General features: G+C 66.8%; 14 protein-coding genes and 1 pseudogene. 7 read left to right on the top strand and 8 right to left on the bottom strand.

Annotated features, from left to right (window positions below; all coding sequences use genetic code 11):
• Positions 1-108: 108 nt before the first annotated feature.
• Positions 109-915 carry a DODA-type extradiol aromatic ring-opening family dioxygenase gene (locus ACOFKX_RS08020; protein WP_419826492.1) on the bottom strand — a complete coding sequence of 269 codons (807 nt, stop codon included), beginning with the start codon at positions 913-915 and terminating at the stop codon, positions 109-111.
• Between the two features lie 92 nt (positions 916-1,007).
• Here ACOFKX_RS08020 and ACOFKX_RS08015 point away from each other — a divergent pair, with 92 nt between their 5' ends.
• Positions 1,008-1,931: a LysR family transcriptional regulator gene (locus ACOFKX_RS08015; RefSeq protein WP_419826491.1), complete on the top strand. Its 924-nt coding sequence runs from the start codon at positions 1,008-1,010 to the stop codon at positions 1,929-1,931.
• 225 nt (positions 1,932-2,156) lie between these two features.
• On the top strand, positions 2,157-2,393 hold the full coding sequence (locus tag ACOFKX_RS08010; protein WP_419826490.1) for a hypothetical protein: 237 nt from the start codon (positions 2,157-2,159) through the stop codon (positions 2,391-2,393).
• A 506-nt stretch (positions 2,394-2,899) separates the two neighbouring features.
• On the opposite strand, the gene ACOFKX_RS08005 is transcribed toward ACOFKX_RS08010, so the two are convergent.
• The 4 genes from ACOFKX_RS08005 to ACOFKX_RS07990 all read right to left on the bottom strand — a co-directional run bounded on the left by ACOFKX_RS08005 (position 2,900) and on the right by ACOFKX_RS07990 (position 7,425).
• A complete protein-coding gene (locus ACOFKX_RS08005; RefSeq protein ID WP_419826489.1) occupies positions 2,900-4,258 on the bottom strand; it encodes a class-II fumarase/aspartase family protein in 1,359 nt (452 codons plus the stop codon).
• 59 nt (positions 4,259-4,317) lie between these two features.
• Positions 4,318-5,265 carry an AEC family transporter gene (locus tag ACOFKX_RS08000; protein WP_419826488.1) on the bottom strand — a complete coding sequence of 316 codons (948 nt, stop codon included), beginning with the start codon at positions 5,263-5,265 and terminating at the stop codon, positions 4,318-4,320.
• Between the two features lie 290 nt (positions 5,266-5,555).
• On the bottom strand, positions 5,556-6,530 hold the full coding sequence (locus ACOFKX_RS07995) for an alpha/beta fold hydrolase (RefSeq protein WP_419826487.1): 975 nt from the start codon (positions 6,528-6,530) through the stop codon (positions 5,556-5,558).
• Positions 6,531-6,780: 250 nt separating this feature from the next.
• Positions 6,781-7,425 carry a TetR/AcrR family transcriptional regulator gene (locus ACOFKX_RS07990; protein ID WP_419826486.1) on the bottom strand — a complete coding sequence of 215 codons (645 nt, stop codon included), beginning with the start codon at positions 7,423-7,425 and terminating at the stop codon, positions 6,781-6,783.
• A gap of 319 nt (positions 7,426-7,744) precedes the next feature.
• Here ACOFKX_RS07990 and ACOFKX_RS07985 point away from each other — a divergent pair, with 319 nt between their 5' ends.
• The 5 genes and pseudogenes from ACOFKX_RS07985 (at position 7,745) to ACOFKX_RS07965 (ending at position 11,057) form a co-directional block, all read left to right on the top strand.
• Positions 7,745-8,635 carry an alpha/beta hydrolase gene (locus ACOFKX_RS07985; RefSeq protein ID WP_419826485.1) on the top strand — a complete coding sequence of 297 codons (891 nt, stop codon included), beginning with the start codon at positions 7,745-7,747 and terminating at the stop codon, positions 8,633-8,635.
• A gap of 105 nt (positions 8,636-8,740) precedes the next feature.
• Positions 8,741-9,682, top strand: coding sequence for a sugar phosphate isomerase/epimerase family protein (locus ACOFKX_RS07980; RefSeq protein WP_419826484.1), 942 nt, complete (start codon positions 8,741-8,743; stop codon positions 9,680-9,682).
• A gap of 203 nt (positions 9,683-9,885) precedes the next feature.
• Entirely contained in the window at positions 9,886-10,749 is an 864-nt protein-coding gene (locus tag ACOFKX_RS07975) for an alpha/beta fold hydrolase (protein ID WP_419826483.1), read from the top strand.
• A 1-nt stretch (position 10,750) separates the two neighbouring features.
• Positions 10,751-10,921 (top strand): annotated as a pseudogene (locus ACOFKX_RS07970) (DMT family transporter); the annotation flags it as partial.
• A gap of 16 nt (positions 10,922-10,937) precedes the next feature.
• The gene (locus tag ACOFKX_RS07965; protein WP_419826482.1) at positions 10,938-11,057 is read left to right on the top strand and encodes a DMT family transporter; all 120 of its coding nucleotides are present in this window, start codon (positions 10,938-10,940) and stop codon (positions 11,055-11,057) included.
• Positions 11,058-11,106: 49 nt separating this feature from the next.
• Here ACOFKX_RS07965 and ACOFKX_RS07960 read toward each other — a convergent pair whose 3' ends face one another.
• The 3 genes from ACOFKX_RS07960 to ACOFKX_RS07950 form a co-directional block, all read right to left on the bottom strand.
• Positions 11,107-11,835 carry a class I SAM-dependent methyltransferase gene (locus tag ACOFKX_RS07960; RefSeq protein ID WP_419826481.1) on the bottom strand — a complete coding sequence of 243 codons (729 nt, stop codon included), beginning with the start codon at positions 11,833-11,835 and terminating at the stop codon, positions 11,107-11,109.
• 165 nt (positions 11,836-12,000) lie between these two features.
• A complete protein-coding gene (locus ACOFKX_RS07955; RefSeq protein ID WP_419826480.1) occupies positions 12,001-13,002 on the bottom strand; it encodes an alpha/beta fold hydrolase in 1,002 nt (333 codons plus the stop codon).
• A 14-nt stretch (positions 13,003-13,016) separates the two neighbouring features.
• On the bottom strand, positions 13,017-13,496 hold the full coding sequence (locus ACOFKX_RS07950; protein WP_419826479.1) for an ester cyclase: 480 nt from the start codon (positions 13,494-13,496) through the stop codon (positions 13,017-13,019).
• Between the last annotated feature and the right edge of the window lie 9 nt (positions 13,497-13,505).

Genomic DNA, 13,505 nt, shown 5'->3' with positions numbered 1-13,505 from the left:
ACTACCGATGGAAAAGCGAGGCCACTCGTCAGGCCTGCCTAGGTCGAAGTCACGCACGTCGTCGGTCTCGCTCGGAGGCCGGTGATCGGGAAAGGGGGGCGAAGGCGGTCAGCCGAACCGGAAGGCGGAAATCGGCTTGCCGAGCACATGATCGGCGTAGATGCGCGTGCCCGCCTCGCCGCTCGCCGCACCCGCCGCCACCATTAGCGGCAGCAGGTGCTCGGCCGCGGGATGGGCGTCCACAGCGCCGGGCATGTCGCGCCAATGCACCAGCGCCTCGTCGCGCTTGTCGGCATCCCTCATTGCTGCGGTGAGCGCGGCATCGAACGCTTCTGCCACGTCGTCGCCGCGACCCGAGAAGAGATTGCGTGTGTTGTGATAGCTCATGCCTGAGCCGACGATCAGCACACCGTGATCGCGCAAAGGCGTCAACGCGCGTCCGATCGCCAAGTGAGTGGCTGGATTGAGATCGCGCTGAAGCGAAAGCTGCAGCACGGGAACGTCCGCGTCAGGATAAACCAACTTGAACGGCACGAAGACGCCGTGGTCGAGCCCGCGCTGGCCATCGACGTCCGTCTCGAAGCCGGCATCCGCGAGAAGGGTTCGCACTTCGTCGGCGAGCGCCGGGTCGCCCGCGACGGGGTACGTCAGCCGGTAGGTGTGCTCCGGGAAACCTCGGTAATCGAACAGCAGATCGGGGCGGCCCGCGACGTTGAGCGTCGGGCGCTCGGTCTCCCAATGACCCGAGATGACGATCACCGCGCGGGGACGACGTCCGAGGCCGGCGTCGATGCCGCGCAGGAACGCGGCCATACGGTCCCAGGTGTCGCGCGGCCATTGCGGCGGCTGCTCCATGAAGAAGCACGGGCCGCCGCCGTGCGGGATGAAGAGCGTGGGCCAGGTTGCGCCGGACATGGTGGGGGTCTCCTTGCTGACAAGGAGATATGGCGCTCGCCTAGCCGGACAAAGCGGGATAGTTCAGCTCAACTCCATCGGGGAATATGATGATGCGGCCGGTGCTGAATCTCGATCAGACGGCCGTCTTTCTGACCGTCCTCGACACCGGCAGCTTCTCGGCGGCAGCGCGCAAGCTCAACCGCGCGCAGTCGGCGGTCACCTACGCCATCCAGGAGCTCGAGGCCGATCTGCGGGTGCAGCTGTTCGACCGATCGGGCTACCGACCGGCGCTCAGCGAAGCCGGCGCGGCGCTCTTGCCCAAGGCCAAGCGGCTGGTTCACGAAGCGCGAACGCTCCAGGCCCAGGCCGACGGGATCGCCGCCGGCCTGGAACCGGCGCTGTCGCTGGTCATCGATGCCATGGCGCCCATCGAGCCGCTGACCGTGGCGCTCGGCGCCTTCAAGGAGCGGTTCCCATCGGTCGCGACCCGCGTCTATGTGGAATCGCTCGGCGCCGCGGCGGACATGCTGGTCGATGGGACCGCCGACGTGGGACTGGTGCTGGCGCTGTTCGCGCCGCTCGAAGGCCTGGAACGAGAGGCGGCAGGACGCGTCCACCTCGTGGCGGTCAGCGCGCCGTCCCACCCGCTTGCGGAGCTGCAAGCCCTGCGGGATGCGCCGATCGAGCGCCAGGAGGCGGAGGAGCACCTACAGCTGGTGTTGACCGATCGCTCGCCGCGGACCCGAGGCGCGGATCACGGGATCATCACCTCGAACACTTGGCGCCTGGCTGACCTTGGCGCGAAGCACGCGATGCTGCGGGCCGGGCTCGGCTGGGGCAGTATGCCCCGCCACATGGTCGCGGAGGACCTTGCGAGGGGACGGCTGTCGGAGCTCAGGCTGAAGCATTGGGAGGGTACGGGAAGGATGCCGCACCTTCCGATCATCGTGGCCCATGCCCTTGGCGCCAGCCTCGGCCCGGCCGGGCGTTGGCTGTTCGATACGCTCAAGGGACGCGACCCGGCGGAAGCGTGATTTGCGGTAGGGAGACGATCCCAAGACTGGGCGGTCGACGCCGCGTTGGCTCAGCGCGCCTGGGATCGCATGAACGTGACCAGACGGACGACATCGTTCGGGGCGAGGCGGCCGATCGCGCGACTGGAATAAGTGGCGTTCAGGACCGTGCCATCGGGCGCGAGCACAAATCCGGTCGACTCCAGGAAGTGCCCTGCCGCAGGAGACCGCGAGTCGTACGCGCCCGTGGCGTCGACCACCGCTGCGACGTCTGCGGAATGTGCCATCCTGAACGTGACGCCATGGACGGTCGAGCAGCTGACCGGCAACCTGGCCGCCGCGTCGCTTGCGCTTAATGAGGGGCAGATGGCGCGGCTGGACGAAGTGAGCGCGCCCGCGCCGGGGTTCAGCGCTGGCCTAGCGTCGCCCGCCATCCGACGGATGGTGTTCGGCGGCCGTGACGTGCGCGGCTGGGGCGAATAGAGGCCTCCGCCACCATGCGGCTCTGTCCTGTCGCGGCCCGACGCCGCGACAGGACAGCTCGATCTCGTGCATGGACGGCTGGTTTCGACGAGCGACGAACCGCGCGCGAGCAGCCAAAGGGCGCTCCGCAGCCGTTGAGCGACCGACCAGCATGATCGTTCTCGGTCGTTCACCGAGCTACCATGCTCTACAGATGTGCCTCCCGGGAGGGTCGCGAAATTCCCATTCTCCATCCCGGACTGCCAATTTAAAGAAAATGCATTCGGGAACAGATTTTGTGAAAGCGGACCCGGCGGACGACTGACAAAGCCACCGACACGGCAGCTGCCCCGGGGTGATTCCCAATCGAGACTGTTCGTTCGAGGCGTCCGGCCATTCAACAGTTCCGACCGCTTGCGTCCTCCCCGTCGGCGCCGGGCGGAAAGGGGGACAATCAGATCGCGGCCTCTAGAAGGCGCGCCCCGTCCTCGCCCCCTCGCGGCACCTTAGTCACGTCGAACGTCGCTTCATCTGTCCAGGGACGCGAGCACGCGATCGGTCATGGGACCTGCCTGGCCCAGGTAATTATTGGGATCGATCAGCTTTTCGAGCTGCCCACGGTCGAAGACCTTGCTGATCTTCTCGTCCTGGCTGAGCAGGTCGATCAGAGAACCTTTACCCTGCGACACGGCGATCGCGATCTTCGACAGCGCATCGTGCGCGGTCTCACGCCCCATCTTGGGCGCGAGCGCCATCATCACCGCCTCCGTGTTCACCAGCCCGTTCGTGAGGTGGAGGTTGCGCTCCATCGCGTCCGGATGGACGACCAGTCCTTCCAGCATGAAAACGGCCTGGTCCAGCGCGCCGGCGCTCAGGCAGAATATCTCCGGCAGCACGATCCACTCGATCTCCCACGGGCCGGTCGCGCGCTCGAAGTCCGCGACCGATGCCGTCAGGAGCGCGGCGGCATGCTGGCGCACCACGCCGTTGCAGCCGGTGATGTAGGCGCAGGAAATCGGGTTGCGCTTCTGCGGCATGGTCGAGGACGCGCCGCGGCCGCCGCCGCCGTCCGGCTCCTGGACCTCGGCGATCTCGGTGGCCGCCATGACCTTCACGTCGAAGGCGATCTTCTCCAACGTCGCGCAGACGAGCGCTAGGAACGTCCCCGTCTCGGCGAAGGCGTCATGCATGGTGTGCCAGGAGATCAGCGGCTGACCCAGGGAGAGCTCGGCGCACACGCCGGCCTGAACATCGAGTCCCCGGTCGCCGAGCGAGTTGAGCGCACCGACCGCGCCGCCGAACTCGCCGACCAGCACGCGCGGGCGAAGCTGGGCCAGCCGTTCGCGGTGCCGTTCGATTCCCGCGAGCCACACGGCCACCTTGTAGCCGAAGGTCATCGGCACCGCCTGCTGCAGGTTGCTGCGCCCGATCATCGGCGTGTCCCGGTGCGCCTTGGCGAGCGTCGCCAGCGCGGCGGAGATCGCGGTCAGCTTGGCGTCGACCAGATCCAGCGAGCTGCGGATCTGCAGCACCGTCGCCGTGTCGGTGATGTCCTGCGTCGTCGCGCCCCAATGGCACCATTGGCCGAGCCCGTCGGCGCACAGGGCAGTGAGCTGCTCCACGACGGGGAGGACCGGATAGCCGACATGCTCGGTAACCTGCCGGAGCTTGTCGAAGTCCATCTCCTCGACCCGGCAGTGACGCACGATCTCGTCGCAGGCGTCCTGCGGGATGATCCCGAGCCTGGCCTGAGCCCTGGCCAGCGCGGCCTCGAAATCGAGGTAGCGCTGGATGCGCGACTGGTCCGACCAGATGGCGCGCATGTCCTGGGAACTGAAGATGTTGCCGTAGATGACCGAGTCGTAGATGCTGGCGTTCGGTTGCATGATGCTCTCCGTTGACCTGAGGTACGATCAGCCTTGCGGCCGAGGTAGGGGCGCTCGCTTCATCGGTGTCCGCCGGCGAACAGGACGATCATGATCGGCAGGGTCGCGATGAACGCGAGCGAACTGACCGCCAGCGCGGTCGACGACTCCGCCTCGTAGATCTTGTGCCGCGTCGCCAGCAGCACCGCGATCGGCCCGCACGGCAGGCCGGCGAGCAGCGCGCCCTGCTCGACGATCGGCGGCTTCGCCCCGAACAGCATCGCCAGACCGACGAACAGCGCTGGCATGACGGCGAGCTTGGCGACGACGTTGAACGCCATCTCTCCCGTGATCTCCAGCTTGACGGCCGCGAGCGTGAGGCCGGCGACGAACAGGCCGACGGCAGAACTCGCATTGCCGGCAAGCTGGAGCGGGGCGACCAGCAGCGAGGGCAGGTGCAGGCCGGCGAGCACCAGCACGACGCCCGCGATCGGCGCCACGATGTAGGGCGTCTTGAGCGTGGTCAGCAACGCGCCGCCGATCGCCTTTCCAACCGAGGCGCTCTTGCCGCCGCCGCCCATCGCCAGCGCCATCGTGGTCAGCGGCACCGCGATCACGTTGACCACGATCGAGCCGATGCTGACCCCGATGCCAGCCTTTGCGCCGATAATCGGGGACAGAACGGCCTGGCCGTAGAACGGGATGGCCGCCAGGGACACGAGCACCGCCTGGATCGAGGCCTCCGCCGCGGAGTGGTGGAACAGCACGCGCCCCAACAGGAAGACGGCGCCCCAGACCGCGGCCACCACGATCGTCAACGCGTAGAACAGCGGCGCTTCCGCCACCAGCGCCTCTCGCGAAACCAGCGCCGTGCTGACGAACAGGCTGGCGGGCAGGGCGAAATCGAGCACGAGGGTGGTGATCACCGCCACCGCGTCCTTGGGAAAGGCATGCGCGCGCCCCGCTCCGTAGCCGAGCGCCAGCATGAACAGCACCGGCAGCAGCGCACCTGCGATGGTAGTCAGCATGGCGACCTCCTCCATTTGAGGTGAACAGGGCTTGCCCGTCGTGCAGGATTATAGGCAGGGTCAGATTTCCAACAGCAAATCTGCTTTCCCGTGACGACCAAATCGTCCGGGCGGTTGCGTATCGGAATCGCGACCAGCACATGCTCACAGAAGCTCGACATAAGACGGCTCCCAGGATACGCTAAGCAATTCCGGCCGCGAGCTCCCGACTAATGACGATAGCGTACTGAACGGGATCAACGTCGTCTCGCGTCAGAAGATTGAAGTGTCTGCGCCCCAGGCCTCGGCCATTACTGCGTGCGAACAGGATATTGCGTCCAGAATGTGCGTACGGCGGCCGTCATCTCCGCAGGACATTCATCGGGCAGGTAATGGCCGCAACCGGGCAGGACCACGCCGTGGAGATCGCGCGCCGCGCCCTTCAGGCTGTCCTCCAGCCCCGTGCCGACGCCGCCCGATGCGCCGATGGCCAGCACCGGCATGGGGAGCGGATAAGCGAGCCGCTCGCGCATCCGCTTCAGCCCGGCGTCACTGAACGTCTGCCGGTAGTAATTGAACCCCGCCGTGGCAGCGCCGGCGGCGGCGAAGGCGCGGACATATTCGTCCACGGCTTGGCGGTCGATCCGGTCGTGTCGCACGGACTTATTCTCGAACAGCCAGGTCAGGTAGACGCGCTCGCGTCCCGAAACCAGCGCCTCGGGCAGGCCGTTCAGCCGGTTGAACCCGAAGTGCCACGTCTTCACGTTGGTCGCGTCGTCGGGTATCGGCTTGGGCGGCCCGGCGCCGGGGATCGTCACCTCGCTCAGCACCAGCCTGCGGACGTCGCCTGGATAGGCACTGGCGTGCGCATAGGCGATCCAGGCGCCGAGATCGTGCGCGACGATGTCGATCCCACCGGCGCGCGCGAGCCCGGCCGCGCCGATAAAGGCGTGGAGGTCGGCTGCGGCGGTGTCCATGTCATAGCCGCTCGCCGGCTTGGCGCTGTCGCCGAAGCCGCGCGGGTCGAGCGCGTAGACGCGCCGTCCCGTTGCGGCGAGATCGGCGATGATATGCCGCCACGCATACCAGTCCTCAGGCCAGCCGGGCAGCAGCAGCACCGGTTCGCCTCGGCCAGCGACGACATAGTGAAGCCTGGTCCCGTTCGCGGCTACGACATGGCTCTCGAAGGCGGAGGGCTTCGGCGCCGGCGCGGTCTGCGCCTCGGCGGAGCCGGTCAGGCAGAGCATGCCCGCCAGCGCGATCAGAAAGGTGCGGTGTCCACGCATGGTTTAGACTTACAACAACTGCGGCGCGGCGGCGGCGGACATCGCTGCATGCCAGCGCCGCGGCGGCGTCTCCCGCTCATACGGCGCGTGCGTGTCGGTGATCACTGTCGAATCCTCCCTCGGACCGACTTGGGAAACGATCACTTCCTATACTGGTTCCGCCTCACAAACGGCCAATGCTTCCCCGCGCAGCAAGACGACTTCGACCATGCACCTCCGCCTGCGTGCCGCCTCCAGACTCTTTCGCGGGTCAGTCGAGCAGTCGCATCGCGTCCGCGACCACCGCTGCCATCTCAGCACGGGTCCGCCCGGTCTTGCCGATCACGCGCATCCCCTGCACCACGCAGAGCAGCAGCCGCGCGGTGACCGCCGACTCGAGGCGCGCGGGCGCCGATCCGTCCGCGCGTGCTTCGCCGACCAGCTCGACTAGTCGGCGTTCGCGATCCGCAAGCGCGACCGCGACACGGTTCGCGACCGCCGCGTCGAAGGTCGCGAACTCCACCGCCGCGCCCACCATCATGCAGCCGCGCAGGCCCTGTTCGGAATGGCTCCACTCGGCATAGCAAAGCAGCACGTCGCGCAGCTTAGCCCGCCCGTCAGGCAGATTCGCGATCCGCTCTTCGATCACCTGTTCGTGCCCTCCGACGTAGCGGTCCAGCGCGGCCAGGAACAAACCCTTCTTGTCGCCCCATGCCTTGTAGATGCTGCCGATGGTGAGCCCGAGCCGCTCGGACAAGTCCGCGATCGAGGTCGCGTGAAAGCCGCGTTCGCTGAACAACTGCACCGCCGCATCCAGCGCCGTGTCGACCCGGAACCCCCGCGGCCGGCCAGGCGCGCGCTTTCCGCCGGAAGCGTCACCGTCAATACGCGCCTTGAGTTCGTCGGAAACGATCACTTCCTAACGAGTGGGTGGGGAGTGGCTTTGCAACGCCCGAACCGGCGATTGGACCCATGTATCACCGCGGGATGGGACCAGGCCCATGGAATGTCTCGAACGGCGTGCACCGTTGCTGACCGTTGCCGCTACGGTTGCGTCTGCGCGGCGGCGGCGCGCGGCCATGGCCGTGCCGTTAACGGCCGGTCGGAATGGCTTGGCCTCAAGACGCATGGTGTGAACCAATCAAAGGCCCGAAAGGTTGATCCCGGTGAGAATGCGACAGGGGTGACGAGCGGTGCGGAGCGCAACCAGGAATGTTTCGTATAAGAACGGCACGGTGGATATCTCCGCGGCGCTGCATCTGCCGGACGAGTTTGACGAGGCGCGGACCTATGCCGCCATCGTCATCGTCACGCCCGGCAGCAGCGTTAAGGAACAGATCGGCGCGGTCTGGGGAGGAAAGATGGCCGACCGCGGTTTCGTCGCGCTCGCCTATGACCCGTCCTACCAAGGGCAGAGCGGTGGCGAGCCCCGGGACATGGAGGATCCGGCCGCCCGCGTCGAGGAGGTCCGCTGCGCCGTCGACTACCTCATGACAATCCCCTTCGTCGATGAGGAGCGGGTCGGCCTGCTCGGCATCTGCGCAGGTGGCGGCTATGCCGTGAACGCCGCGCTGACCGAGCACCGCTTCAAGGCCGTCGGAACCGTGGTGGCCGTCAACATCGGCAGGGCACGGCGACAGGAATCGCTCTCGGCAGGCGCTGTCGCTGGTACGTTGGAGGCGGTGGGAAAACAGCGCACGGCCGAGGCGCGTGGCGGTGCGGCGCGGCTCGATCCCTGGATTCCCGATACCATGGAAACGGCCAAGGCGGCCGGGATCACCGACCAGGACGTGCTCGACGCCGTCGGCTTCTACAGCGAGCGCCGCCCGGCGAAGACCCGGACGAACCGACGCAACTTCCGCAGCCTGGGGCCGCTGATGAGCTTCGACGCCTTTCACCTCGTCGGTGAGCTGCTCATCCAACCCCTCCAGGTCATCGTGGCCGGCAGGCTGGGGACGACCCTGCAGTTCGAGGACGGCAAGCTGTTGTTCGAGCGGGCGACCAACAAGAAGGACATGTTCGTCATCGAGGGCGCAGGCCATTACGAACTGTACGACAAGGACGAGTATGTCGACCAAGCCGTCGAACGGCTGGACGGGTTCTACACGGAATATCTCAACCCTTAAGAGATAATTGGGGCAAAAACCGCTCCGCATCACCATATCGGAAACGGGCGCTTCCAAATGAGGCGATGCGCCGTTATCGCATGGTCTTCGGGCGGGAGACCAGGAGTGGACGGAACACGACGCGAGGCGCTGGCCTGGGCGACGGGCGGCACCATTGCGCTGGCGGCGGCGGCACCGGCGCGCGCGGCGGTGCGTGCGCGACCGCGCCTAGGCATGAACCTGTACCTGTTCACCGACGCGGTCACGCCGGATTTCTATCCTCTGCTTCGCACGCTGAAGCGGCTCGGGTTCGATGGGGTCGAAATCCCGATCACGCGCGGCCACGCCGAACGCTTCGGCGAGCTTCGTCGCGTGCTCGACGACGAAGGACTGGCCTGCACGACCCTGTCGAGCCTGAAGCCCGAGGCCAACCCGGTCAGCCCCGACCCTGCCGTCCGCGCCGCCGCGGTGGATGCGCTGAGATGGGCGATCGATACCGGGCACCAGCTCGGCAGCCAGACCCTGTCGGGCCCGCTCTACGCCGCGTCCGACGCGTTCACGGGCAAAGCGCCGACCACGGACGAGCTCGCCCGCTCCGCCGATGTGTTGGCGCAGGCCTGCGCCTACGCAAAACCTGCGGGTCAGACGCTGTGTCTCGAGTTCCTCAACCGGTTCGAGGCCTATCTGGTCAACACGGTCGCGCAGACGCTGGCGCTGATCGAGCGCACGGGCGCCGATAATCTCGCGATCGCCTATGACACGCATCATGCGCATATCGAGGAAGGCAGCGCGACCGGCTCGGTCCGCGCCGCGGGCGCGAAGCTTCACCACACGCACATCAGCGAAAGCCATCGCGGGACGCTGGGCACGGGACAGGTGAACTGGCCCGCGATCTTCGGCGGCCTCGACGCGATCGGCTATGCCGGCTGGCTGATGGTGGAAGGGTTCTCGACCGACGTCGAGCCGCTCGCCAAGTCCGCGCATGTCTGGCGCGACGTCTTCCCCAGCAAGGAGGAGGTCGCGCGCGACGGCCTCGCTTTTCTCCGCAAGTGGACTGCCGCGCGCTGAGCCGAAGCGGCGGTGGAAAGCCGCGGCGGCGCTGGCGCTCAGGGCTTTGGGCCAAGCCGCGTTCGTTTGACAGGAGAAGGTCGATGTCCTTGACTACAGCATTCGGAGCCAGCCTCGCCGCGCTGGCCGCCGCCGTTTCGGTCTCACCTGCCTCGGCCCAGCCGCTTCCATCCGTGCCCGTTATTCCGGGCACGACGCATCACATGACGCAGGTGAACGGCGTTCGGCTCCACTATGTCGAAGCCGGGCAAGGCGACCCGGTGCTGCTGCTACCCGGCTGGCCGCAGGATTGGTACGCCTGGCGCAAGATGGTGCCGCTGCTGGTCGCGCAGCATCGCCGGGTGATCGTGCTTGATCCGCGCGGCTACGGTGACAGCGGCAAGCCGGCGAGCGGCTGCGACCTCGACACCGCCGCCGCCGACGTGCACGGCTTCATCGCCGCCACGGGGCTCGCGCGGCCGGGCGGGATCGACATCGTCACACACGATCTCGGTGCATTGATCGGTTATGCGTTGGCCTCGGCCCATCCGGGCGACGTGCGACGGCTCGTCATCGGCGTGGTGACGATCCCCGACCCGAACGCGACGACGCCGATCCCCGACGAGGTCACCAATGTGAAGACCTGGCATGTCGCGTTCAACCGGCTGCCCGGCTTGCCCGAGGCGCTGATGCAGGGCCGCGAGCGCGTGTTCCTGAACTGGTTGTTCGATCACAAGGCAGCGCGGCCGGCGAAGATCGACGCCGCGGCGCGTGACGAATATGTCCGCGCCTTCTCGGCACCGGGGACCATGGGCGCGTTTCTCAGCTATTACCGCGACGCGTTCGGTCCAGCCGGACTGAAGCGCTTGGGCGAGCGCCGCGCGACGCCGCTGCCGATGCCGGTGCTGCTGGTCGGCGGCAAGGAAGGCATGGGCGAGATGCTCGGCGAGAGCTTCCAGGGTCTCGCGACCAACGTGCAGGCGGTCGTGCTGGACGGCTGCGGGCATTATCAACCTGAAGAATGCCCGGTGGAGTTCACGGGCGCGATCGAGCGTTTTTGGCGCTCGACCCCAAAATCTGCACGCTGAGATGGCTGCTGTCCTCCTCGCGCTGCTGGCGGGAGCGATGCTGCCGCTGCAAGCAGCGGTGAACGCCCGCTTCGGTCGGACGCTCGGATCGCCGGTATGGGCCGCAGCGGTGTCTGGCGCGGTGCTGACCGCCGCGCTCGTCGCCATGGGGCTGGTCGCGGTGCGATCGATGCCGCGCACGACCGGAAGTGCTGTGCTCGATCGCGCTCGACCGGTTCGGCGCGCTCGGGCTTGCCGGTCACCCGATCGATCTGCGCCGCAGTGTCGCCGCCGTGCTGATCGTCGCCGGCGCACTCCTGATCAAATGAGGAGAATGGATACCTTTTTCAGCTTCCCAAGCGAGTGGTTGGCAGCTGCTCAGGCGTAGGCGATCCAGCCCCGCCAAGCCATTCCCGCGTAGAACAGTTCGGCGTCACGAAACCCTGCCTCATCCAGCAACGCGCTGTTGCGCGCTTCCGGCACCATGCTGGTCGAAGCGCCCACGGCCGCTCTCGCCTTCACGACCGTATCGCTCGCGACCCCAGACCGTAGGGCATAAGTCGCATAGCGGTTCAACCTGCGCGAGGCGTCGGAGGCCGCAAGGTCGATACATTGGTCCACGAGGATGAACGGCGCCTCAGGTTTGAGGCGGCGCCGCACCTCTTCCAGCGTCGACAATTTGCTCCCGTCATCGGGGATGAGGCCGAGAACAAGGATACATGTCGCCCCGTCGAACGGCCCTGGCGGAGCATCGAGCACCGTTCCCTCGATCAGGCTCAGGCGATCGCCCGCCGCAGGCCCGGCGATCGAGCGTGCGAGGTCCAGCATGGCACTTGCGGGATCGACGCCTACGAAGCTCCAGTTAGGCTCGACACCTGCGAGGTACCTTGTCTCCAGCCCTCCACCGGCACCCACAACCAGCAAGCGGCCATCGCCGGGCATGACTTCGCCAAGCAGGATGCCGATCATCTGAAGCAGTCCGCCGTGGCCGGGGGTGAACGCCGGCGGACCGACATCGACGTACCGATTGACGCGTTCCAGATCGACGAAGTTAGTCTGCAAGTCACTCATGAGGGACGCCCTATCCGGCGGGCATGCGAGCGTCATCCCGCCCATGCATTATGATCTGCTCGTAAAGCAATCGATGCAATCGACCAGCCCGTGCAGACCGAACAGGCCCGTGCGTCAGGAATTGCGGATGATTATGAACAGGCATTGTCTTCTAGGCAGCAATCAAACGCCCATGGGCCTCGTCCTGGTCCGCGTGACAAGCTAGTCACGAAACGTTCGCAAGATGTGCTTGGCCGCGACCTCTGCATCCTCCTCGAGTGCGAAATGCCCGGTATCCAACATGTGGACCTCCGCTTTCGGCAGGTCCGCCCGGTAGGCGTCGGCGCCGGCGGGCAGGAAGATCGGGTCGTTCTTGCCCCAGAGGATGAGCGTCCTGGGCTGGCGCGCCTTCAGATACGCGCGCCACGCCGGATACTGGCGGACATTGTCGTAATAGTCGACGATCAGCGCACGCTGGATGCGGTGCTGCTGGGGCAGGGCCTGTATGAAGCTGTCGAGGCGATAACTCGTGGGATCGACGTTCGCCGGATCGCGGACGCCGGTCAGATATTGGAACTTCGTGCCCTCGGGCGAGAGCATCCCTTCGAGCGCTGCGGACGCCTTGGCGTCCAAGGGACCTGCGGCGCGCGCGCGCATGTCGTGGAGGACATCGGGCGCGATGCCGACTTCATAGGCGTTGGCGTTCTGGATGACGAGCCCGTCGACCATGTCCGGGTGCGCGACCGCCAGGCGGAAGCCGACGGGGCCGCCGAAGTCCTGCATGTAGATGGTGAACCGGGTCAGTCCGACGGCGCGGATGAACCCGTCCATGACGGTGGTGAGATTGGCGAAGGTCGGCGCGAAGCGGGCCGCGCTGGGTGCGCCGCTGAAGCCGAAGCCGGGATAGTCGGGCGCGACGAGGTGAAAGCGCGCGCTCAGCAGCGGCATGAGCGTGCGGAACTCGTGCGACGACGCGGGGAAGCCGTGGAGCAGCAGGATGGTCGGCTTGGCGGGATCACCCGCCTCGCGATAGAAGATGTTGACGCCGTCCACCGCGACCGTCTTGTAGCGGATGTCGGTGGCCGGCGTGGTGCGTTGCTGCGCGACGGCGACGGACGAGCCGGTCGCCGCTGCAATCCCCAGTGCGGCCGCCACGATCGTGCCGGTCAGGCGGCGTGTCGCCCGCTTGGAGCGGGCAGGGGAGGTGGCATCGGTGGTCTTCATGGCGTGATGTCCTTTCAGAACATGCTGTTGCGATTGGCGGCGTGGTCGGGGATGGGCTGCTTCACGTCCCAGTGTTCGACGATCCTGCCGCGCTCCAGGCGGAAGATGTCGACGATCGCGTTGCCGCGATCGCCCGGATGGAGCTTCTCGAGCACATGCAGGATGACGAAGTCGCCGTCCGCAAAGGCCTGGCGAACATTGCTGTGCGCGTCCGGGTAGTTGGCGCGGAGAAAGGCGACGAACTTGGCGAAGCCTTCCCTGCCGTCGTCCGACGTCGGGTTGTGCTGGACATAGCGCGCGCCAAGGTAGCGGCCCGCCTCGGCATAGTTCTTCCGGTTCAGGCCCGCATCGTAGAAAGCCAGCACGACGCGCTTGTTCGCCTCGGCCGCGCCCTCGGCGGCTCGGCTTGGCTGAGGGGCGGCCAGCATCAGCCCGCCCAGCGCCAGCCCGCAAAGGGCGAGCGCGCCGGCTGTGAAGGGTCTGTTCTTTCGCATGAGGCGTTC

It is taken from the genome of Sphingomonas sp. (assembly GCF_965200105.1).
In the GTDB taxonomy this organism is placed as follows: domain Bacteria; phylum Pseudomonadota; class Alphaproteobacteria; order Sphingomonadales; family Sphingomonadaceae; genus Solisphingomonas.
The sequence above is the reverse complement of the archived record's forward strand: the minus strand, read 5'-3'. Positions and strand labels throughout refer to the sequence as shown.

Bases quoted from the DNA above. Each gene is read 5' to 3' on its own strand.
- ACOFKX_RS08020 (WP_419826492.1), bottom strand. From the start codon at position 915: ATGTCCGGCGCAACCTGGCCCACGCTCTTCATCCCGCACGGCGGCGGC.
- ACOFKX_RS08015 (WP_419826491.1), top strand. From the start codon at position 1,008: ATGCGGCCGGTGCTGAATCTCGATCAGACGGCCGTCTTTCTGACCGTC.
- ACOFKX_RS08005 (WP_419826489.1), bottom strand. From the start codon at position 4,258: ATGCAACCGAACGCCAGCATCTACGACTCGGTCATCTACGGCAACATC.
- ACOFKX_RS08000 (WP_419826488.1), bottom strand. From the start codon at position 5,265: ATGCTGACTACCATCGCAGGTGCGCTGCTGCCGGTGCTGTTCATGCTG.
- ACOFKX_RS07995 (WP_419826487.1), bottom strand. From the start codon at position 6,530: ATGCGTGGACACCGCACCTTTCTGATCGCGCTGGCGGGCATGCTCTGC.
- ACOFKX_RS07975 (WP_419826483.1), top strand. From the start codon at position 9,886: ATGACGCAGGTGAACGGCGTTCGGCTCCACTATGTCGAAGCCGGGCAA.
- ACOFKX_RS07960 (WP_419826481.1), bottom strand. From the start codon at position 11,835: ATGACGCTCGCATGCCCGCCGGATAGGGCGTCCCTCATGAGTGACTTG.
- ACOFKX_RS07955 (WP_419826480.1), bottom strand. From the start codon at position 13,002: ATGAAGACCACCGATGCCACCTCCCCTGCCCGCTCCAAGCGGGCGACA.
- ACOFKX_RS07950 (WP_419826479.1), bottom strand. From the start codon at position 13,496: ATGCGAAAGAACAGACCCTTCACAGCCGGCGCGCTCGCCCTTTGCGGG.